Source organism: Streptomyces monashensis, from assembly GCF_001866665.1.
In the GTDB taxonomy this organism is placed as follows: Bacteria; Actinomycetota; Actinomycetes; order Streptomycetales; family Streptomycetaceae; genus Streptomyces; species Streptomyces monashensis.
Window position 1 is genome coordinate 39,421 of the sequence record NZ_MLYO01000014.1, and the last position, 21,569, is coordinate 60,989.

At 75.0% G+C, this 21,569-nt stretch carries 11 protein-coding genes; 2 read left to right on the top strand and 9 right to left on the bottom strand.

Going from position 1 to position 21,569, the window contains the following annotated elements; translation table 11 throughout:
- Nucleotides 1-98: 98 nt before the first annotated feature.
- The gene (locus tag BIV23_RS53145) at nt 99-863 is read right to left on the bottom strand and encodes an acyltransferase (RefSeq protein ID WP_071379953.1); all 765 of its coding nucleotides are present in this window, start codon (nt 861-863) and stop codon (nt 99-101) included.
- Between the two features lie 108 nt (nt 864-971).
- On the opposite strand from BIV23_RS53145, the gene BIV23_RS07465 reads away from it, so the two are divergent.
- Nucleotides 972-1,505, top strand: a complete 534-nt coding sequence (locus tag BIV23_RS07465; protein WP_071379954.1) for a gamma carbonic anhydrase family protein — start codon at nt 972-974, stop codon at nt 1,503-1,505.
- An 87-nt stretch (nt 1,506-1,592) separates the two neighbouring features.
- Here the strand turns inward: BIV23_RS07465 and BIV23_RS07470 are convergent, their stop codons facing one another.
- Nucleotides 1,593-2,240 carry a DedA family protein gene (locus tag BIV23_RS07470; protein ID WP_071379955.1) on the bottom strand — a complete coding sequence of 216 codons (648 nt, stop codon included), beginning with the start codon at nt 2,238-2,240 and terminating at the stop codon, nt 1,593-1,595.
- Nucleotides 2,241-2,512: 272 nt separating this feature from the next.
- Here BIV23_RS07470 and BIV23_RS07475 point away from each other — a divergent pair, with 272 nt between their 5' ends.
- Nucleotides 2,513-3,640: a lysylphosphatidylglycerol synthase transmembrane domain-containing protein gene (locus BIV23_RS07475; RefSeq protein ID WP_071379956.1), complete on the top strand. Its 1,128-nt coding sequence runs from the start codon at nt 2,513-2,515 to the stop codon at nt 3,638-3,640.
- An 18-nt stretch (nt 3,641-3,658) separates the two neighbouring features.
- On the opposite strand, the gene BIV23_RS07480 is transcribed toward BIV23_RS07475, so the two are convergent.
- From BIV23_RS07480 to BIV23_RS07510, 7 genes are all read right to left on the bottom strand, one after another.
- A complete protein-coding gene (locus tag BIV23_RS07480) occupies nt 3,659-4,738 on the bottom strand; it encodes a class I SAM-dependent methyltransferase (protein WP_107471102.1) in 1,080 nt (359 codons plus the stop codon).
- The gene (locus BIV23_RS07485) at nt 4,735-5,925 is read right to left on the bottom strand and encodes a glycosyltransferase (protein WP_071379957.1); all 1,191 of its coding nucleotides are present in this window, start codon (nt 5,923-5,925) and stop codon (nt 4,735-4,737) included. The genes BIV23_RS07480 and BIV23_RS07485 overlap by 4 nt, the downstream gene beginning before the upstream one ends.
- Complete coding sequence (locus tag BIV23_RS07490; protein WP_079173000.1) at nt 5,922-6,716, bottom strand: alpha/beta fold hydrolase; 795 nt, start codon at nt 6,714-6,716, stop codon at nt 5,922-5,924. Before BIV23_RS07490 ends, BIV23_RS07485 begins: the two co-directional genes overlap by 4 nt.
- A gap of 9 nt (nt 6,717-6,725) precedes the next feature.
- The gene (locus tag BIV23_RS07495; protein ID WP_071379959.1) at nt 6,726-7,064 is read right to left on the bottom strand and encodes an acyl carrier protein; all 339 of its coding nucleotides are present in this window, start codon (nt 7,062-7,064) and stop codon (nt 6,726-6,728) included.
- Between the two features lie 6 nt (nt 7,065-7,070).
- Complete coding sequence (locus BIV23_RS07500; protein WP_071379960.1) at nt 7,071-11,780, bottom strand: type I polyketide synthase; 4,710 nt, start codon at nt 11,778-11,780, stop codon at nt 7,071-7,073.
- A gap of 1 nt (nt 11,781) precedes the next feature.
- Entirely contained in the window at nt 11,782-18,876 is a 7,095-nt protein-coding gene (locus BIV23_RS07505; protein ID WP_107471103.1) for a type I polyketide synthase, read from the bottom strand.
- Between the two features lie 498 nt (nt 18,877-19,374).
- The gene (locus BIV23_RS07510) at nt 19,375-21,282 is read right to left on the bottom strand and encodes a ricin-type beta-trefoil lectin domain protein (protein WP_071379961.1); all 1,908 of its coding nucleotides are present in this window, start codon (nt 21,280-21,282) and stop codon (nt 19,375-19,377) included.
- Between the last annotated feature and the right edge of the window lie 287 nt (nt 21,283-21,569).

Consider the following 21,569-nt stretch of genomic DNA (forward strand, 5'->3'; position numbering starts at 1 on the left):
CCGGCCCCGGCGTCGGCTCGGCCCCCGACTCCGACGCCGGCCTCGGTCCAGCACCCGGCCGTAGTCCACCCCAGCCCCGACTCGGTCCCGGTCCCGCATCACCCCTCCGCTTCGAGCTCCGCGAGGCGCGTCACCGTTTCCTCGTCCAGTTCCGCCAGGGCGCGCAGCTGATCCGGGGTCGTGCCGACCGGGATCGGGACCGGGGGCGGGGTGCGCAGTGGGGGTTGCCAGCCGTCGGCGGGGGTCCAGCGGCGGACGACGCGGGCCGGTGCTCCGGCCACCACGGCGTGGTCGGGCACCGCACCGCGCACCACGGCGCCGGCCGCGACGACCACGTTCCGGCCGATCCGCGCGCCCGGCAGGATCACCGCGCCGGTGCCGATCCAGCAGCCCGGGCCTATCTCCACCGGCTCCATCCGCGGCCACTGCCTGCCGATGGGCTCGTGCGGGTCGTCGTAGGAGTGGTTGGTGGAGGTGACGTAGACGTACGGGCCGAAGTAGCAGTCGCGGCCGATGGTGACCGTCGTGTCCGCGATGACGTGGCTGCCGCGGCCGAGGACGACTCCGTCGCCGATGCGCAGGATCGGGTCCGGGCCGAGGTCCAGGTCCGGCATCAGACCGGCGGTCAGCGTGACCTGCTCGGCGATGATGCAGTGGGAGCCGAGGTGGATCCAGGGTTCGCCGAAGACGGTGCCGAGCGGGAAGGCGAGGCGGGTGGCTTCGCCGATCGAGCCGAAGCGGAAACCCGCCGGGTGCTCGGCCGTGACGGAACCCGCGCGCTGGATCCAGGCCCAGGCCTGGTGGACGACACGTTGCGCTGCGCGGCGTCGCCGGAATGAGAACGTGTTCTTCCGCTGGGGCACGGGGTTACGTTACTAAGCGGACGCTTTCGGCAAGAGGGCCGCCTGCTGTGATCTTTGCCCCAGCCCGTGCCGTACGGTGCGGGGGACGACGACGCGAGGAGAACCGTCATGACACAGCAGGCGCTGATCGTGGGCATCGGCGGCCGGGAGCCCCAGGTCGATGCCGAGGCGTTCGTGGCGCCCACGGCCTCCGTGATCGGGGACGTCACGCTGCACGCCGGGGCCAGTGTCTGGTACGGGGCGGTCGTACGCGGTGACGTCGAGAAGATCACCGTGGGGGCGAGCGCGAACGTGCAGGACAACGTGACGCTGCACGCCGATCCCGGGTTTCCCGTCAGCGTGGGTGAGCGGGTCTCCATCGGGCACAACGCGGTGGTGCACGGGGCGACCGTCGAGGACGACTGTCTCATCGGCATGGGGGCGACCGTGCTCAACGGCGCGGTGATCGGGGCGGGATCGCTGGTCGCCGCGCAGGCGCTGGTCCCGCAGGGGATGGTGGTGCCGGCCGGCTCACTGGTGGCGGGGGTGCCGGCCACGGTGCGGCGGCCGCTCTCCGAGGAGGAGCGGCAGGGCGTGACCCTCAACGGCACGATGTACGCGGACCTGGCGAAGGCGCACAAGGATGTGCATCGCCCGGCATAGCCGGGCACAGGGAGGTGTCGCCGGGCCGGTCACGGCCGTCCGGCAAAGCCGCGTGCCGGTACCGCCCCGCGCGCCTTCGGGGCGGTGTCAGTCACCGGCGCCGACCGGCTCCGCCTCCTGGCCGTGCTCCTGCCGGGCCTTCTTCGCCTTGCGCCGGACCAGCAGCATCGAGGCCAGGCCGACGAGGACCGCCGCCGCGAGGCCCACGTAGGAGAACTTCTTCAGCCAGCCCTCGGCGACCACGCCGACGTAGTAGATGACGGCTGTCGTGCCGCCCGCCCAGCAGATGCCGCCGAGGACGTTGGCGATGAGGAACTTCCAGTACGGCATCTGCAGGACGCCCGCGAGGGGGCCGGCGAAGATGCGCAGCAGGGCGATGAAGCGGCCGACGAACACGGCCCACATGCCCCACTTCTCGAAGGAACGCTCGGCGGTGGCCACATGGCCCGCGCCGAAGTGTCTCGGGAACTTGCCGCCCAGCCAGGCCAGCAGCGGGCGGCCGCCCTTGCGGCCGATCGCGTAGCCGATGGAGTCGCCGATCACCGCGCCGGCGGTCGCGCACGCGCCGAGGACGACGGGGTTGATGCCGGAGTGCTGGGAGGACAGCAGCGCCGCGGACACCAGGACGATCTCGCCCGGCAGCGGGATGCCCAGGCTCTCGACACCGATCACCAGGGCCACCATGGCGTAGACGGCGACCGCGGGCACCGAGTCGAGCCATTCCTGCACGTGCACCGCGGGTTCCTCCCCTGTCGCCGACCTTTGGCTGCCGGACACCGCATGCAAAGAGCGTCCCAAGGGAAGGCTACCCGGTCGGCGGTGAGCGGTGGTTAAGCGCAGAACTTCCCGGCCGTTCCCGGCGCCTCCCCGGTGGCACCCTCCCGCCCTCCGCCCTTGGGCTCTCGGACACCCCGGTGTCACTCGGGCGGGGAAAGCTCCCGCGGTATCGCCCGACCCGCCTCCCCCAGGTCCCCGCCCGGGACCCGCCGCGGAAGGACGACGTCCCCGTGCCCTCACCGTCCCCGGTCCCGCTCTCCCTCCCGCTCCCGCCGCCCTCCGCCCCGCTCGCCGGAGAACTCCCCGGTCACCTCGCCGACGGCCCCGTCGACGGCGTCGTCCACAGCCCCGCCGATGATCTCGCCGAGGAAGCCGTCCGCACCCCGCTCGCGGCGGCGACGCCCCCGCCCCGGCCGTCGTCCTTCCTGGCGGGCCGGTCGGTACGGCTCGCCCTGTGCCTCGCGCCGCTGCTGCTGGTGGGCGGCTGGGCGGTGGCCAACCGGCCCGTGGTGTACGAGGGGGTCCGGCGGCTCGTCGCGGCCGATCCCTGGTGGCTGCTGGCCGGGGGCGGTTTCACCTGCCTGAACTGGGTGGCCGCCGCGTGTGTCCGGCAGGGCGCGCTGCCCGACCGGGTCCCGGCGGGGCAGTTGCTGGCCTCGCAGTTCGCCGCCGGTGCCGCCAACCACGTGCTGCCCGCCGGGCTCGGCGCCCACGCCGTCACCGTGCGCTTCCTGCGGGCGCGCGGTGTGCCGCTGGAGCGGGCGACCGCCTCGATCGGGCTGTACTCGCTGGCGAAGTCCTCCGCCAAGACGGTCGTGCTGGTGGTCCTGCTCGCGGTGTCGCCCGCCTGGCGGCGCCTCGGCGAGCTGGTCCCGGACGGGCGGCTGCTGGTGCCGCTCGCCGCGGTCGCCGGCGGTGTCCTCGCGGTCGCCGGGGTGCTGCTGACCGTCGTACGACCGTTGCGGCGGCCCGTGACCGGGCTGCTGCGCTCCGCCCTCGCCGACGCGCGGGAGGTGCACACACGGCCCTGCCGGGTGGCCGCACTGTGGGGCGGGGCGGTCGCGATGCCGCTGCTGCAGGGGGCCACCCTCGTCTGTGTCGGGGCCTCGCTCGGGCTGCACATGCCGTGCGAGCAGGTGGTGCTGGCCTACCTCGCGGCCGGTACGGCCGTCGGGGCCGTCCCGGCGCCCGGCGGGTTCGCGGTCGACGCGGCACTGGCATGGACGCTGATCACCTTCGGCGCGGCACCGGCCGTGGCCACCGCGACCGTCATCGGCTACCGGGTGCTGACCGACTGGGTGCCGCTGGCGCCGGGCGCCCTGACGTTCTCGGCGTTGATCCGCGCCAGGATCCTGTGAGCGTGCGTCGCGTGCCGGTCAGTCGCGGCGCGCCACCAGGCGGTAGGCGTTCGCGACGCCCAGGCGGTGGGCGAGGGGGCGTACCGCGAAGCGGTCGAGGAGCGTGGCGGTGACGAGCGCGGGCACACCCGCGAGGAGAAGGGCGGTGCGTGCGGCGCGGCGCAGGCCGCCGGGCGGTTCGGGCAGCCAGGGCGCGTCCTCGCGGGGCGCCGCGTGGTCGAGGGCCAGCCAGACGGCGGCGAGCAGGTCGACCGGATCGTGCGGTTCGGCGTGCTGCTCCGCGACCACCGTGAAGCCCAGCCCGGTCAGCCGCCGCCGGAGGTTGGCGGCGGGCATGAAGTGCAGGTGCTGCGGCTGGAGCCAGGGCAGCCACCAGCGGCCGAGCAGCCGGGCGTAGCGGCTCTCGGGGTCCGGCACCTCGATGAGGAGGTGCCCGCCGGGGCGTACGGCCTCGTGGGCGGCGCGCAGTTCGCGGTCGGGGTCGGTGCTGTGCTCCAGGTAGTGGAACATGCTCACGACGTCGTAGCGTGCGGCGAGTTCGGGGGCGAGGGCGGGGAAGGCACCGCGGTAGCCGTGGTCCACGCGGCCCTCGCGGGCGGCGAGTTCGACGCCGTCGGTGAAGTCGAGTCCGTCGAAGGAGGTGCCGGGCAGGACGGTGCGGGCGGCGGCGCAGAAGTGTCCGTGGCCGGTGCCGACGTCCAGCCAGGTCTTCGGGGCCGGATCGTAGGGCAGCATGGCCTCGGCACGGCTGCGGTACATGGCGGTGCGGCCGCCGAAGGTGCCGCTCATGCGCTGCTCGCCGAGGCCGTCGTAGAAGTCCCGGTAGTAGAACTCCAGTCCCTCCTCGGTCAGTTGGGGGTTCTGGAAGACGTGGCCGCAGTCGGCGCAGCGGTCGAGGGTGAAACGGCCGGGCTTGTGCTGGAGCAGGTCGGTGGTGTGCAGGCGGGGGGCGAGCCGGACGGAGCCGCACCAGGGGCAGTCGGGGCGCGGGGTCGCGAAGAAGCGGTCCGGACCGGCGGTCAGGTCCCGCAGGTAGGCGGGGCGCAGGGCGGCGATGCGTGCCTTCCTGTCGCCCTTCTCGCTCGTGTCGTCGGTCATCGGCTCTCCGCTTCGAAGTCTGCGAGGTGTTCGAGGTGGGCGGCGGCGGTCCGGGCGCCGCCCGCCGCGCGGAACGCGGTGCGGATCCGGGCGGCGGCGGCTCGGTGGGCCGGGTCGGTGAGGACGGCGTCGAGGGCCGCGCCCAGCCGGTCCGCGCGGACCCGGCCGAAGCGGACCCGGACACCGGCCCCCGCGTCCACGACCTGCCCGGCGATCACGGGCTGGTCGTCGCGGATGGGGGCGACGACGAGCGGGACGCCGTGCCACAGCGCCTCGCACACGGTGTTGTGTCCCGCGTGGCAGACGACCGCGTCCATCCGTTCCAGCAAGGGGAGTTGGGGCACGGACGAGAGGGCCAGGACGTCCTTGTCGCCGGGCGGCACGGACAGGACACGGCCGGGGTCGGTGATCACCGCCTGCACCCGGTCGGCGCGCTCGCGCAGCGCGGTCAGACACTCGGTGAGGAACCGGTCGCCCGCGTCGGCGTTCGCCGTGCCGAGGGTCACCAGGACCTTCGACCGGCCCGGGTCGAGCCGCTGCCAGGGGAAGTCGGGACCGGCCGGGCGCCCGCCGACCGAGGGGCCGACGTAGTGGATGTGCCGGGCCAACGGCGCCTGGGGGCCGATGAGTTCGGGGGTGCTGAAGATCAACAGGAGGTGGGGCGAGAAGCGCGGGTCGGCGGTTGCGGACGGGTCGCCGATCCGGGTCCGCAGCTCGGCCAGACTCCGGTGCAGCCACTCGGCCACCTTGGGCAGGCCGTCGTACGCGCCGCTGAACTCGGCCGACGTGGTGGCGGAGGTGGCCCAGGGCAGCCCGCACCGCTCGGCGACCAGGGCGCCGGCGAAGGCCTGCTGGTCGGCCACGACGACATCGGGGCAGAACTCCCGGACCGCCGCCACGACACCCGGCGCCATGGCGTCGGCGAGCGGGAGCAGGTACCGCTCCCACAGGAACTTCAGCGCCTCCGCGCCCCGCAGGTCCGGCGGTCGTACGACTCCGTCGGCCCCTGGCACCGGACCCGCGCACCCGTGCACCTCTGCGTCCAGGCCCGCGAGCCGCCGCACCAGTGCCGGGTCGGCGCACGCCCAGGCGACCCGGTGCCCGCGCGCGGCCAGTCGGGCGGCGACGCCGACGGCCGGGTTGATGTGGCCGGTCAGCGGCGGTACGACGAAGAGGAAGGCGCTCACCGGACCCCCGCTCCCGCTTGGATCAGGTCCAGGATGTGCCCGCCGACCGCCGTCGGCGCCTCGACCAGCACCGAGTGCTCGTGTCCGGGCAGGACGACCGCGCGGAAGTCGGTGAGCAGCGCCCGCTTCAGCGGCACGAGGTCGACGAGGTCCGACTCGCCGCCGTACAGCCCGAGGACCGGGCAGTGTACGGCCCTGATCTCGTCCTCCGTGAGCACCCGGCTGGCCGGGATGTCCCGGCCGAGGGTGGTCTCGCGGGCGAGCCGGGCCGCGCCCTTGGCCAGGCGGGCGGTGTTGTGGCCCCGGTTCGCGGTGATCCAGGCGATCGCGTCGGGCTCGTTGTGCGCGAGGTGGATGACGACCCGGTCCAGGATGGCGCCGAGTTTGGTCGCCCAGGCGGAGGTCGCCGGCTCGGACTCGATCAGCGTCAGGCTGAGCACGCGATCGGGGTGGCGGGCCGCGTAGCCGAAGGCGATGGTGCCGCCGTAGGAGTTGCCGACGAGGTGGACGGGGCCGGTGACGGCCAGCCGGCCGAGCAGGGCTTCCAGGTCGTCGATGTTGTGGTCGAGGGTGTAGCCCGCGGAGGGGCGCTCGCTGCGGCCGTGTCCGCGCAGGTCGTACATGACCACGTCGAGTCCGGCCGCCGCGAAGCCGGGGGCGACGGTGAAGTAGTAGCTGGCCAGGCTGTCGGTGAGCAGCCCGTGCACCAGGACGACCGTGGGACGCGGGGACCGGTCCTCCGCCGGCCCCATGCGCTGGACGTGCAGCCGGATCCCGCCGGCGTCGACCATCGCCACGGCTCAGCCCGCCTGCGTGGTCTTCAGGCTCCACACCACGTACTCCACCAGCCGGCCCACGGTCAGCTCGATGATCTCGTCGAACTCCATGCCGGCCAGGAACTCCGCCAGGTTGACCCGCCGCCCGTACCACTCCTCCAACAGGCCGGCCAGGGTGACCAGGTCGATGCTCTCCAGCTCCAGGTCGCGGTTGAAGGTGGTGGACATTCCGATCTCGGCGTCGTCGTCGCCGTACTCCGCGAGCACGGTGCGGAGCATGCCGCAGACGTCGGCGAGGACGGCGTCGGTCGTGGGCGCGGTGTCGGTCGTGGGCTGCGCCGGGGCCGGCTGGGTGGGGTTCATCGGGGGTCACTCCTCGGCTGCGTCGTCATCGTCGGGTGGTGTGTCGTCGGTGCCGGGGCCGGCCGTCCAGGCCACCACGTAGGACCGGGCGGGCAGCGCCGGCGGATTGCCCACCAGTGCGCAGTGCACGGTGTAAGAGCGCTCCAGGCGGCCGGAGACGACCAGTCGGCCGCCGCCCGGGGCGGTCTCCAGCACCGCGAAGTCCCGTGGCCGGCCGCCGAATCCGACGCCCTCGGCCTTGGCGACGGCCTCCTTGGCGGCCCAGAAGCGGGTGAACCACAGGTCGCGGGGGTCGGGGCCGTCCGCCGACAGGCCCTCCAGGAGCCGCAGTTCGGCCGGGGTGAGCGCGGTGGCCAGGGTCGCGGGGTCGCGTGCGGTGACCTCCTCGATGTCGATGCCGGGTCCGGGCCCCGGCCCGTGCGGCCGTACGATCGCCACGCCCGCCTCGCTCCGGTGCGCCAGCGAGACGTCCAGCGGGGGCAGGGTGCGCCCGTGCACCCCGGTGACGTACGGCCGCCCCAACTCGTCGTTGTGGACACGGAGTTCGGCGGGGAAGACGGGGCCCTCACCGTGCCGCCAGAGCCACTGCCGCACCGCGTCCTTGGCCGCGATCCGGCCGAGCAGCCACTGACGGCGGCCGCGGGGCGGGCGGGCGGCGTACGCGGCGCGCTCGGCCGCGCCCAGCACATTGCGCATGATCAGCTCGCGGGAGGCGAGGTCGGGCCAGCGCTCGTGCACCAGCGCCCATCCGCCGGGGCGGGCCGTGGACAGGGTGTGGCGCTCAGGGAAGCGTTCGACGGGCCGGGTCGTGGGGTCGTTGTCGAAGCGGCGGTCCTGCCAGCCGGTGATCACTGCCCACACCCGGCCGTCGGCCGTCAGCTCGGCGTCCGCCTCCAGGAGGGTGTCCGTGAGGGTCGTGATCCGCACGCGGCAGCCGACCTCGGTGCCGGGGGCCGGGTGCGGACCGTGGAACCTCAACTCGCCGATTCCCACGGGGAATACGACGGTCCGTTCGGCGCGGGTGGCCATGATCCAGTAGCCGAGGAGCTGGCCCACGTTGTCCAGCAGGGCGCCGGGGGCGGCGGGCGCGGTGATCACTCCGCGGATGTGCCGTTCACCGATCGCGGTGAGGTCGGTGAGGCCCTGGAAGCCGGGGCCGTGGAACATCCAGCGCTCCCGGTACACCTGGGCGGCGGTGTGCTCGGGGCGGCGCTCCGCGGCGTACGGGAGCGGGCCCGGCGGGGGCGGTGCGGGATGGTCCGGGGCGAGTTCGACGACAGCGCGGGCCGTGGGCCCGAAGGCGACGGTGACCCGGTCCGGGCGGTCGGCCGACGGGGTGACGGCGACCTGGACGTCGACCGGGGGTGTCGCCGTGAGCCAGCGGTCGAACCGGGCGCCGTGCACGGCGACCGCCCGCAGCCCGGGGGCGGCGGCCTCCGCCGCGTCCATCATGTGCCGCACGATCGTGGTGGCCGGCACCACCGGCCAACGGTCCTCCACGTCCGGCCAGTCGGGCCGCTGCGGGAAGAAGCAGTGGTCCAGGAGGTGGGGCATGGTCCGGGGTGAGACGTGGAGCGTGGTGGTCGTCGCGGCCGGCCTGGCGAGGGTGGGTACGGCGGCGGGCGGGGGACGGCGGCGGCCCGCGGCGATCAGCTCGGCCGCCGTGTCCGCGGTGTCCCGGAGCAGGGCGGTCAGCTCGGCGGCGGCCGGGGTGCGGGTGGCCAGGGCGTCCAGCGCGTCGAAGCCCGGGCGGGCGGAGCCCGGGTGGACGGGGCCCGGGTGGACGGGGCCCGGATGAGTGGGGCCCGAGTGGGCGGCGGGACGGAGTACGGCGCGCAGTGCGTCGAGTTCCGGTCCGTCCAGCGAGACGAGGGCGCCGGAGAGGTCCAGGCGGACGGGCGGAGGCCGGCGCGAGGTCACCGCTGCCGTGTCGCGGAGCGGCAGCGCGGGTGCCACGGACGCGCCGGCCGTCCACAACGCCGTTGCCACACGGTGGAGTTGGGCCATCCCGCTGTGCTGGGGCGCGTTGGCGGCGACGGCCAGGTGGTCGCGATCGCCGAGGGTGTCGTCGATGAGGGAGGTGAGCCGACCGGGTCCGGTCTGGACGAAGACGCGGTGCCCGGCGGCGTACAGGGCCTCGGTCAGCTCACGGAAGCGGACGGGTTCCAGCAGATGCCGGACGAACAACGCGCGCACCTCCGCCGCGTCCTGCGGGAAGGGTGCCGCGGTCGTGCCGGACCACACCGGCACGGTCGCCGGATGGAGCCGGAAGCGGTCGGCGGCCTCTTTGATGGGGGCGAGGTACGGCTCCAGCATCGGGGTGTGGAAGCCGGAGCGGAACGGCAGCACCTGGCAGATCACGCCCTCGGCGCGCAGGGACCGCACGAACGCGTCGACGGCCGCGCCGGGTCCGCAGACCATGGACTGGCGGGGCGCGTTGTCGTGGGAGAGCACGATCCCGGAGTCCGGCCAGTCGTCGGCGAGCGCGGTGCGTACGTGCCCGGCGGAGGTGCCGAGGGCGGCGAAGACGAGGCCGGGGACGGTGAGCGCGTCGGGGTCGAATCCGGCCATGAACGCGTCGACCTCTGTGGCCGAGTAGAGCCCGGCCGCCGCCATGGCCGTCCACTCGCCGACGCTGTGTCCGGCGACCGCGTCCGGTACGACGCCGATGCGGCGCAGCGCCCGGTCCAGCAGGCGGCCCACACCGACGACACCGACGCCGTGCCGTGCGACGTCGCCGACCTGCACGTCCGTGGCGGGCAGCGGGGGCAGGCCGAAGTGGGCCGCGACGTCGTCGGTGCGCGGCGTGAAGTCCCCTTCCAGGCCGGGGAAGACGAACGCGAGCCTGCCACCGCCCGCCCCGAGCAGCGGGCCCGGCCGGAACCACAGGTCCCCGCGCCCCTGCCAGGCACGCCCCTTGGCCACCGCCCGCCGGGCCAGGCCCAGTGCCTTGGCGTTCGGCCCCACGATCCCGAGCCGCACGGGCCCGGCCCCGGGGTGCGACCGCGCAGGGTCGAGCCCGGCGGCGAGCACGACGGAGTCCTCGGCGTCGAGAAGCGCCCCGAGCCCCGCCACACTGCCGGCGGCCAGGAGCAACACCGGTTCGGGTTCGACGACGTGGGCTGCGGGCAGGGGCGGGGCGGTGGCGACGGGAACGGCGGAGTCGCCGGCCTGGGCGCCGGCTTCAGCTCGGGCAAGTACGGGAATCTGCAAGGCAATTGGCGCCGGGGCTGGGTCGGTGGCCCGGGGGGTGTCGGTGGTTCGGGTCGGGGCGGGGTGCGGGGCCGGGGCGGCGGAGGGCTCCTCCAGGACCACATGGGCGTTGATGCCGCCGAATCCGAAGGCGTTGACGGCGGCCCGGCGCACCGGTCGGCGAGGATCGGTCTCCCAGGGCCGGGACCGCTCCAGGGTGCGGAAGCGGGTCGCGGCGAGGGCGGGATGCGGGTCCTCGCAGTGGAGGGTGGGCAGCAGGGTGCGGTGGTGCAGCGCGAGTGCCGCCTTGACCAGGCCCGCGACTCCGGCGGCCGGCATGGTGTGGCCGATCATCGACTTCACCGAGCCGAGGACCGGGCGGAGGCCGTCGGGGCCGGGTACGGGTGCCCCGAACACCTCGGCCAGGGTGGTGAGTTCGGCCGCGTCCCCGGCGGGGGTGGCGGTGCCGTGTGCCTCCAGCAGGCCGAGGGAGTCCGGTGCGGCGGGGTCGAGTCCGGCGGTCCGCCAGGCCTGCCGCACGGCGCGGGCCTGTCCGCCCGGGTCGGGGTTGACCAGGCCCGCCGTACGGCCGTCGCTGGCCACACCCGTGCCCCGGATCACCGCGTACACACGGTCACCGGCGCGCTCGGCGTCGGTGAGTCGTTTCAGTACGACGACGCCGGTGCCCTCCCCGATGAGGATGCCGTCCGCGTGGCGGTGGAAGGGGCGGATGCGCTCGGTCGGGGACAGGGCACGCAGCTGGGAGAAGACGCTCCAGAGGGTGATGTCGTGGCAGTGGTGCACTCCCCCGGCCAGCATCATGTCGCAGCGTCCGGTGGTGAGCTCGGTGACCGCCTGGTCCACGGCGACCAGCGACGAGGCGCAGGCGGCGTCCACGGTGTAGGCGGGGCCGCGCAGGTCGAGCCGGTTGGCGATGCGGGAGGCGGCGAGGTTGGGGACGAGGCCGATCGCCGACTCGGGGCTGTCGGGGCCGAGCCGCTCGGTGAACGCCGTGCGGATCCGGTCGAGTTGGGCGGAGTCGAGGTCGGGCAGCAACTCGCCCAGCGTGCGGACGAGTTGACCGGCCGTCCGGACCCGCTGGTCGAGCCGGACCAGGCCGGGCGTCAGGTAGCCGCCGCGGCCCAGGGCGACCCCGATCCGGTGCCGCTCGGGGAGCCGGTCCGTGCCGCCCGCGTCGGCGAGCGCGGCGGCGGCCACGTCGAGGGCGATCAGCTGGTCGGGCTCGGTGCCGGAGACCGAGGCGGGCATGATGCCGTAGCGCGTGACCTCGACCTCGGCGAGGCCGTCCACGAATCCGCCGCGCCGGCAGTACACCTGGTCGGCGACGGCGGGCCCGGCAGCCGTACCGGGCCGGTAGTAGTCGGCGTCCCAGCGCTCCGCCGGGACCTCGCTGATCGCGTCGACGCCGTCGCGCAGATTGCGCCAGTAGGCGTCCAGGCCGGGGGCGCCGGGCAGCAGCACCGCCATCCCGACGATGGCGACCGGCGTATGACGTTCCGTCATGTCACCAGCCCGACGCGGTGTGGACGACGGCGCGGGTCGCCGGGTCGCCCCAGGCGAGTTCCCGGAGCAGGGCCGCGGTGCCCTCGTCCGGGTCGATCAGCTCGACTCCGCGCCGGGCGTACTCCCGGCCGAGTTCCGCCCCGACCATCCCGGTGTGCGTGCCGGACGGCGCCCAGGGCCCCCAGTGGACGGTCAGCGCGCGGTTGCCGGTACGGGCGGCCCAGTCCGAACCGAGCGACTCCAGCGCGTCGTTGGCGGCGGCGTAGTCGGCCTGGCCGCGGTTGCCGAGCACGGCGGCGATGCTGCCGAACAGCACCGTGAACGCCGGTCCCGATGGCAGGTCGTCGAGCGCGGCGAACAGCGCGGCGGCCCCGGCCGTCTTCGTGCCGTAGACCCGTTGGAAGGACTCGGGGGTCTTGTCGGCGATCAGCCGGTCCTCGATGATCCCGGCGGCGAAGACGACGCCGTCGAGTCTGCCGTGTTCGGCGTGGATCTCCTTGACCGCCTGGAGGACGGCTTCCCGCTCCCGGAAGTCGACCGCGCGGTAGCGCGCCTCGCTGCCGTGCGCGTCGAGTTCGGCCAGGGTGGTGGCGATCTCCCGCTGGGCGAGGAGCAGTTCGGCGGCCTTGTTGATCTCGGCGGGCCTCGGCGCCCCGGGCCCGGCGGCGAGCGCGGCCCGCAGTTCGGCCGGGGTGCGGGCGGCGGCGGTGCGCGGGTCCTCGGGCTCGGTGGGCGCGGGAGTGCGGCCCAGCAGTTCGACGCGGCAGCGGCAGGCGCGGGCGAGTGTGGCCGCGAACCGGGCGGTGATGCCCCGGGCGCCCCCGGCCAGCAGGACGACGGAGTCCCGGTCGAGCCCGAGCGCGGCCGCCTCGGCGGCGCCGTCGGCGGCGGGTCCGGCGCCGGTCGTGCCGAGCAGCCCGAGGGGCGCGGGCACCAGTTCCAGACCCTGCCGGGCGCCGGCCGCCGTACGCAGGACGACGGGGGCCGCGCCCTGCGGGGCACGCAGCTCGGCGAGCACGGCGTCGGCCACGGCCGCCGGCGCGGTGTCCGGTACGGCCACGACCCTGGTGAGCAGGTCGGGGTACTCGCGGCCGATGGTGCGGAACAGCCCGTCCAGCCCGGCCGCCCGTGCCGCCGCCCGCTCGGCGGACCGCACGGCGAGCAGCGCGCGCGGGCCGCACGCCAGCGCCGACCGGAGCACCGGGAAGGCGTCCGGCAGCGCGGGGAGCTCGGGACCGGGCAGCGCGCCCAGGTACACCACACCGTCGACGGGACCGTCGGCGGCGGCGAGGAGGTGCCCGCCGTCGAGCGCCACCGCCTCGGCTCCGGCCCCGGCGAGCCGCGCCGCGACCTCATCCGCCACCGCGTCGCCGCCGAGGAGGACGAACCGCCGGCCGGCCGGGTCGAGGCCTGCCGGTCCGGTCTCCGGGAGGCGTACGGGCCGCAGCTCACAGCGCCGGGGTGGCACACCGGGGACCTGCGCCGGTCCCGATGCCTCTGCGCCGGTGTGCGGCACCCCGCCCGAACGGCCCGCGTCCTCGGTACCCATGTCCTCGGCGTCCGCGTCCTCGGTGCCCTCCCCGACCCGCGCCGTCAGCCACCCCGTCACCGCCGCTGCCGTACGGGCCTTCGCGAGTTCTTCCAGCTCGGCGTCGTCCAGGACGGCGGCGCCGCCCGCGATGCCCAGGCGCTTGGCGAGTTCGCCCGCTATCTCGGCCCGCTTGATGGAGTCGATGCTCAGGTCCGCCTCGAGATCGAGGTCGGGTTCGATCATGTCGACGGGGTAGCCGGTCCGTTCACTGATGATCTCCAGGACGATCCGCTCGACGTCGTACACCGGCGCCTCGACGGCCTGCTCGGTCAACTGCTGTTCCACCGAAGCGAGTTCGGGCACCACGTGCGCAGTCGGTACTGCCACCGGGGCGACCGGCGGCGCCGGTACGGCACCCGGCACGGCTCCGAAGTAGGTGAGCAGCACATCGCGCTGGGCGGCGATCATCTCCCGGCTGGTGCGCAGGAACTCCGAGATCAACTCGTCCCGGTCGGCCGGGGTGCCGTGCGGCTGGTCGGTGGTCACGGGCGTCTCCACGACTCGTCGGGCCGGTGCGAGGGCACCGGGCAGGAGGGCTCCGTCGGCGGTGCGGACGAGGTGTCCGTCGACCGTCCAGCCGGGCCGTTTCGGCGCCGGGGCGCGCAGGGCGTCGACGGCGTCACGGCCCCGCAGCAGCCAGGCCGTACGCACCGGCCGCCCGGCGACGGCGAGCCGCGCGAGCGCGTCGAGCCAGCCGCGCAGACCGCTGTCGGCCGTCGGTTCGCAGGCGACCGTGCGGTGCGGTCGGTCGCCGAGGATCTTGCTCACCAGCCGGGTGAGCACGGTGCCGGGTCCGGTCTCGACGAAGAGCCGCGCGCCCGCCGCGTACATCGCCTCGATCTGGGCGGTGAAGTCGACCGGGGAGCCGATCTGGGCGGCGAGTTCGGCGCGCACCGCGGCGGGGTCGGCGGGGTAGGGCGCGGCGGTGCGGTTGGCCCAGACGGGGAACTCGGGCGCGCGTACCGGCTTGCCGGCGAGGACCTTCGCGAAGCGCTCGCCCGCCGTGGCCACGAGCGGGCTGTGGAAGGCGCAGGCCACGGGGATGCGCCGAGCCCCGAGCCCGGCCTCTCGCAGCAGTCGTACGGCGGTCTCGACATCCGGCGTCGGCCCCGAGATCACCGTCTGCTCGGGCGAGTTGACGTTGGCCACGACGACCGAGGCGGGCGCCCCCGAGGTGCGCAGGGCGGCGCCGACGGTCTCGGCCCCGGCGCCGACGGCGGCCATGGTGCCGGGTTCGTCACCGGCCGCCGCCAGAATCGCGTCGGCGCGTTCGGCGCTCACTTCCAGCAGGGTCTCGGGGTCGAGGGCGCCGGCCGCGGCGAGGGCGGCCAGTTCGCCGTAGCTGTGGCCGGCGGCCTGGTCGGGGTGGACGTTCGCGCAGGTGAGGAAGGCGTGAGCGGCGAGACCCGCGATGCCGAGGGCGGGCTGCGCGGACCGGGTGTCGGTGAGCGCGGCCCGGTGCCGTTCCCGGACGGTGTCGTCGAAGGCGGCCGGCGGGTGGACGGTGTCGGCGTGGGCGCGGCCGAGGTGCAGGAAGTGACGCAACCCGGGGAGCGTGACGAGGAGTTCGGACAGCATGCCGGGGCGCTGGCTCCCCTGGCCGGGGAAGAGGAAGGCGACCTGGCCGGCCGGCGGATCCGTGTCGTCCTGTGGATCGGTGCCCGGCGTCGGAAGCACCACGTGGATCCCGGCGGCCGGATCGTGCTCGCCTGCGAGGACCCGCCGCAGTTGACCGGCCAGGTCGTCGACGTCCCGGGCCACGACCGCGGCCCGTACCGGTTCGTGCGTGGTGTCGGCGCGGCGGGCGGCGGCGAGGGCGAGGTCCCGCAGCCGCCAGGGGCGGCCGTCCGCCTCGGCGGCGCGCAGGATCTCGGCCACCGTCCGATGGGCCGCCGCCGTGTCCCGGCCGCGGAAGAGGAACAGCTCGCACGGCCAGGCGTCCAGGCTCTGCGCGGGCGCCGCGGTGCCCGCGTGCGCGGCCAGCACCGCGTGGAAGTTGGTGCCGCCGAACCCGAACGCGCTGACCCCGGCGACGCGTCGCGCGGCCGGCTGCGTCCAGGGGCGGGCCCGGGTGTGGAAGACGAAGGGGCTGTCGTCCTGCGTCCAGGCCGGGTTGGGCCGCTCCAGGTGCAGGGTGGGCGGGGTGACCCCGGTGTAGAGGGCGAGGGTGGCCTTGATCAGTCCGGCGAGTCCGGCGGCGCACTTGGTGTGGCCGATCTGGGACTTGACGGACCCGAGCGCGCAACTGCCCGTGTCGGCACCGGCTTCCGCGAACACCTCGCTCAGCACGGTGAGTTCGGTGCGGTCGCCCACGACGGTTCCCGTGCCGTGCGCCTCGACCAGGCCGACGTCGGCCGGTGAGACGCCCGCGTTGCGGTAGGCCCGCTCCAGCGCGGCCCGCTGGCCTTCGGGCCGGGGCGCGGTCAGGCCGAGGGAGCGGCCGTCGCTGGCGGAGCCGAGGCCCTTGACGACGCCGTAGATCCGGTCGCCGGCGCTCTCGGCGTCCGCGAGCCGCTTGAGGACCAGGCACGCCGCGCCCTCGCCGAGGGCGATGCCGTCGGCGCAGGCGTCGAAGGCGCGGGAGCGGCCGGTCGGGGAGAGCGCGTGGACGGAGGAGAACAGGACGTAGTCGTTGATGCCGTTGTGCAGGTCCGCGCCGCCGCACAGCACCAGGTCGCTGGTGCCGGAGACGAGTTCCTTGCACGCCACGTCGAGGGCCGCCAGCGAGGAGGCACAGGCGGCGTCGACGGTGAAGTTGGCGCCGCCGAGGTCGAGGCGGTTGGCGATCCGGCCGGAGATGACGTTGGCCAGCATGCCGGGGAAGGAGTCCTCGGTCAGCCGGGGCAGCTGCTCCTCGATGCCGTCGGGGACGCGGCCGTAGTACGCGGGCAGGACGGCGCGCAGGGTGACGGCGTTGGACAGGTCGCTGCCCGCCTCGGCACCGAAGACGACCGAGGTCCGCGCGCGGTCGAACGCCCGCCCCCGCTCGCCGTACCCGGCGTCCTCCAACGCCCGGCGGGCCGCCTCCAGGGACAGCAGCTGGACGGGTTCGATACTGCCGAGGGAGGCGGGCGGGATGCCGTAGCTCAGCGGGTCGAAGGGGATGCGGGGCAGGAAGCCGCCCCACTTCGACGCGGTGCTGCCGGCCGCGTGGTGCACGGCGGGGTCCCAGCGGTCGGGCGGGACCTCGGTGACGGCGTCGTGTCCGGAGACGACGTTGGCCCAGAACGCGGCGAGGTCGGGGGCCTGCGGGAACATGCAGGCCATGCCGACGATCGCGATGTCGAGCGGGGCGGGCGGGGCCGGCTCCCGCACGCCCTGCGGTTGCGGGTGCCCGGCGCGCCGGGTCAGGAAGTCGGCGGCGCCGTCGGTCACCGAGCGGTGCAGCTCGGCGATGGTGGTGGTCGCCGAGCGCAGCACGGCGACCTCGCCCGCCATGAACATCCCGTCGGTCAGCTGCCGTCGCTCGTCGACGTCCGCCAACTGCCCGTCGGTGCCCCGCTCGACGCCCTTGCTGGCGATGCGCAGCCGGCCGACGTTGAGACGTTCCAGTCCCTCCCAGACCTCGCGGTCGGTCAGCCCCCGGGCTCGCAGGGCGGCCTCCCGGTCCGGGTAGTCGCCGGTGAAGGGGCTCGGCACACAGCGGGTTGCGTGGCCGGGCGCGGTCCGCAGCAGGGCGGTCCTGGTGGCGGAGAGCACCTGTCGCTGGAAGAGGGGCCGGATCGCGCCGTGTGCCACCGCCTCTTCCGTGAACAGGTAGGCGGTGCCCATGAGGACGCCGACGGCGGCGCCCCGGGCGGTGAGCGGGGCGGCCAGGGCGGCGACCATCGCGGCCGACCGCTCGTCGTGGATCCCGCCCGCGAAGAAGACCTCCACCTGCCGGGCGGCTTCGTCGTCAGCACTCGCCACGTACTCCTCCAGTACGGCGAGTTGCGCCTCCCACAGCGGGAAGGACGCCCGGGGTCCCACGTGCCCGCCGCACTCGGCCCCCTCGAACACGAACCTACGGGCCCCCGCCTCCAGGAACTGCCGCAGCAGCCCCGGCGAGGGCACATGCAGGAAGGTCCGGATCCCGGCCCGCTCCAGCACCTCGGCCTGGGCCGGCCGGCCGCCCGCGATGACCGCGTGCGTGGGCCGCAGCTCCCGTACGGCGTCCAACTGGGCGTTCCTGACCTCCTCCGGCGCGAAGCCGAGGACACCCACACCCCAGGGCCTGCCGTCCAGCACGGCCCGCGCCTCGGTCAGCATCGCCCGGGTCCGCGCCCCGTCCGCGAGCGCCAGCGCCAGGAACGGCAGCGCACCACCCTCGGCAACGGCGGCAGCGAAACCCGCCTGGTCGCTGACCCGGGTCATCGGCCCCTGCGCCAACGGCAACCTGGTCCCGAGCGCCCGGCTCATGGCGGACCCGGGGCGGAGAGCCGCGGCTGGGGCGGGGACGGAGGGGGGATGGGGTGCCGCGTCGGACGGGGTGGAGGTTCGCGCAGCGGTCGGGGCGGGGGTTCGCGTCGTGGCCGAGGCGGAGGTTCCCGTGGCGGCGCAGGCACGGGGTCCCGGGACGACCGGGGCGTCAGGTGCCGTACCCGCCGGGGCATGGGAGCCCGTACCGGCCGGGGCATGAGATCCCGGGACGACCGGGGTGTCGGGCCCCGTGCGCGCCACGTCGCGGATCGCCGTCGACAGTTCCCGCACCACCCGCCGAACGTCGCCCCACCGATCGGCGAACCGGGCGGCGAGGAAGCCGTCCTGGCCGACCGGCAGCAGCTGGCCGCGCGTGTCGTCCACGCCCAGCAGGGCCGCGATCGCCTCTGGGTCGTCGGCCGGGGCCTGCGGGGCGGCGGGGCCGCGCCGCCGCAGTACGCGGTGGCCGCCCAGCAGCACGGTCTCCGAGCCGTCCAGGTTCCGCAGCGCGGCCCGGACCGTCTCGGGCAGGCCCGACTCGGGCAGCAGGGCCAGTTGGCTGTCGAGGACGACACCGGCCGCCCCGCCGGCCACGGCGGCCGCCGCTGTTCGCGGTCCGACACCGCCACAGGCCCAGACCGGGACTCCACCCAACCCGCTGTCGGACAAGAGCTGTTGCAGCAGGACGAAGGTGCTCAGCTCACCGACCCGGCCGCCGCTCTCGCCGCCCCGGGCGATCAGGCCCCGGGCACCGGCACGGACGGCGGCGTGCGCCTCACCGAGATCGGTCACCTCCGCCAACACGCGGTATGACAGCGGGAGTTCGGCCATGTCCCACGGCGTGTCCGAGGTGAGGACGACCACGTCCGGGCCGTCCCCGACGTCGGCCGGAGCCAGCGCGCAGCGCCCGCTCACGCGTACCCCGAAGGCTCCTGGAGACGCTCGTTCCAGCCGGGACAGCTCCTCTCGTGATCTTCGGTCACCGGAGCCGAGGTCGAGGATGCCGAGCCCGCCGGCGGCGCTGGCGGCCGCGGCGAGCCCGGCGTCGGGCTCGCCGAACGGGGTGAGGCACAGGATCAGGTCGTGGGCGCGCACAGGGGAGGTCATGTTGCTCCGGCACGGTCGGCGAGACAGCACGGTGGGGGTGTGCGGCGGAACTCTCTGGTGCGAGGGCACCGGAACCTAGCGAGGTGTTACTGAGGGGTCAATAACGTCGCGCCCATTTCGCGGCCCGTGACGCCGATTCGGCCATGCGCTCGAATTCCCCGCAAGGGTCGAAAACGCGGCGAATTCCGTCACGGGCGTGGGCCCGGAACCGCCCCGGCCCACGCACCACACCACCCCAACCCCGGCAATCCGCCCGCCCGCTTCACCGCACACTCACCCGGGCGCAACACGCTGGGACAGTCTCGCGACGTCTGTAAATTCTGCATGACTTCACGCCGGTGACTCGATCACGATCCACCGCCCGCCGGCCCCCCGGCCCGGCCGCGCCCCCCTGCGCGCGCCCGGCCGACCTCGCCCCCGGCACACCGCCCGACCAGCGGCGCCACCGCACCCCCACCGCCTCGGCCGACCGTCGGACCACCGCCCCGTTCCGGCAGCTCAGCCGAGCAGTTCCCGCACCGTCGCCGGTGCCGCCGCGACCGGGCCGGGGGCCCGGCGGAGGACACCGCCCACCGCGCGGAGCACGTCCCCCGGGGACCCCGGTTCGGTACGGCGCCGCTGCTCACCGACCCGGACTTGGACGATCCTGGTCTCGTTCTCGTTCTCGGCCCCGCCCCCGGACGACCTCAACTGCCCGCCCCCACCGGGAGGTTCGAGATCTCCCGGCGGTGGCTCGGGCTGCCCGGCGGCGTCCGGCGCACCCGGCGCACCCGCCGGCCCTGTCCGGTCCGGCAGCCCCTGGCCACCGGGCGCCACCTCGCTCGCCCCCGGCACGCCCCCACCGGGCCCCAGCCCCCACCGCTGCCCGGTCGACCCGTCCCGCCGCGCCACCCCGACGCCGTCGGCCGAGCCGCCCGCTCCCGCAGCCAGCGCGAGTCCCCCGCTTCCGCGGAGCAGGATCTCGCCCCGCACGGTGAAGTCGTAGACCACCTCTCCCGCGTGCACGACACACCCGGCCAGCACGACGCTCTTCGTCCCGGGATCGGCGGCCAGGCACAGAGCCGGGTCGGCGGCACTGCGCAGCAGTCCGTCGTCCTGGTACGACCACTGCTGCGAGCCGACGGCCGAGCACGCTGCGAGCCGGACCCCGGCGCCCGGCTCGACCCGGCCCGCGCGCAGGTCGCCTCCGCGCACGTCGACTCCGCGCGCGTCCAGGCAGCGCCCGGAACCGAGGGCGCGCAGATTGCCGTGGGCGACCTCGACAGGGGCACCCAGGCCGCCGACCGAGCCGGTGGACGCGGCAGACGCGGCGGAGGGCGCGTCTCCGGGGCGGCTGTCGCGCGGCGGGCCGGTGTGGCCGGCAGGGGCGCCCCAGGTGGCGCCCGGGGTGGGGACACCGTTGTCATCGGACCAGCTTCTGACCGCGAGGACAGTGGCGAGCAGGGCGAGCGAGGTCAGTCCGGCGCCGACGAGCAGGGCCGTACGGCGGCGGCCACCGGAGCCGGTGCGATGCCGGGCGCCGCCCGCCGCCCGGTCCGGGTCCACCGCGGGTACGGCCGGCCACTCCTCGACGGCGCCGCGTCCGGGGCGCGAGTCGAGGTAGCGGCGGGCACCCCAGCCGAGCACGGTCTCGGCGAGCATCAGGCCCAGATCGCCCTCGAACTGCCCGATGGTGTCGGCGGCATGCCGGCAGTACGGACAGACCGACAGATGGTGCCGCACATCCGGCAGCAGGGCGCCGCCGCGGCGCATCGGGACATCGAGGAGCCGGTTGTAGAAACGACATTCCTTCGTCGGTGCGAGTTCTCTGTGGGCACGTACGCAGCCCGTACGGAATTGCTCGCGGACCCGTTCCAGTGCGGCCGTCGCGGTCGCCGGGGCGATACCCAGCAGACCAGCGGGTATGTTTATCGGCTCCGCTTCCACCTCGGTGTGCCACAGAAGGCATTGCGCCGTGCCGGGAAGGTCCCGGAAAGCGCGCTCGGCGAGCTGTCGCCTTTCCGGCGTTCCGGGGTGTGCGGCGCGCAGCCCGCGGCCGCCGGTGGGCCTGCGCAATTCCGGCAGAGTCGTACAGGTCGCGTCGTCCGCGGCCCAGGTGCGGACGGTGTCGCGGACGGCGACCAGGAGGTGCGGGCGCAGGGCGCCGCCGACGGCGCCGCCCGCCGCGCGGCCGAGCACGTCATGGAAGGCGGCGGTGGCGACGAGCGGGGCGGCGGGGCCGAAGGAGGCCAGGCAGACGACGGCGTAGTCGCGTGCGGCTCGCCAGTGCCGGGCCAGCAGCACCGCGACGGCGTGCTGGCGGGCGACGTGCGGGCCGGTCAGCCGGGCGAGGAGATCACGGTCGGAGGCTCCGCTCGGACCGGGCAGGGGCGGGTACGGCGGGCGTGGGGGGTGAGGGGACTGCACGGAACCATTTCCTTTCCCACCGCAGAACTGCGTACGAAATGCGGTTCTGTCGGAAAGCAGTGCCTGATCGGTGCGTACCACCAGGGCCGGTCTCGGCGTTCGACGCCGGCCTTCGCCCTTCCCGCGGGGAGGCTCACCTTCGCACACGCGCCTCACAGGAAACAAGGAGATGGATTGACTGGGCTTCAAAATCGGCGAATTCCACAAGAGTTACCGCCGGTATCCGATCCCGGCGGGTTCTCCGACGGGTTCTCCTGCAGCTTCTCCCGCGGGGTTCTCGGCGGGTG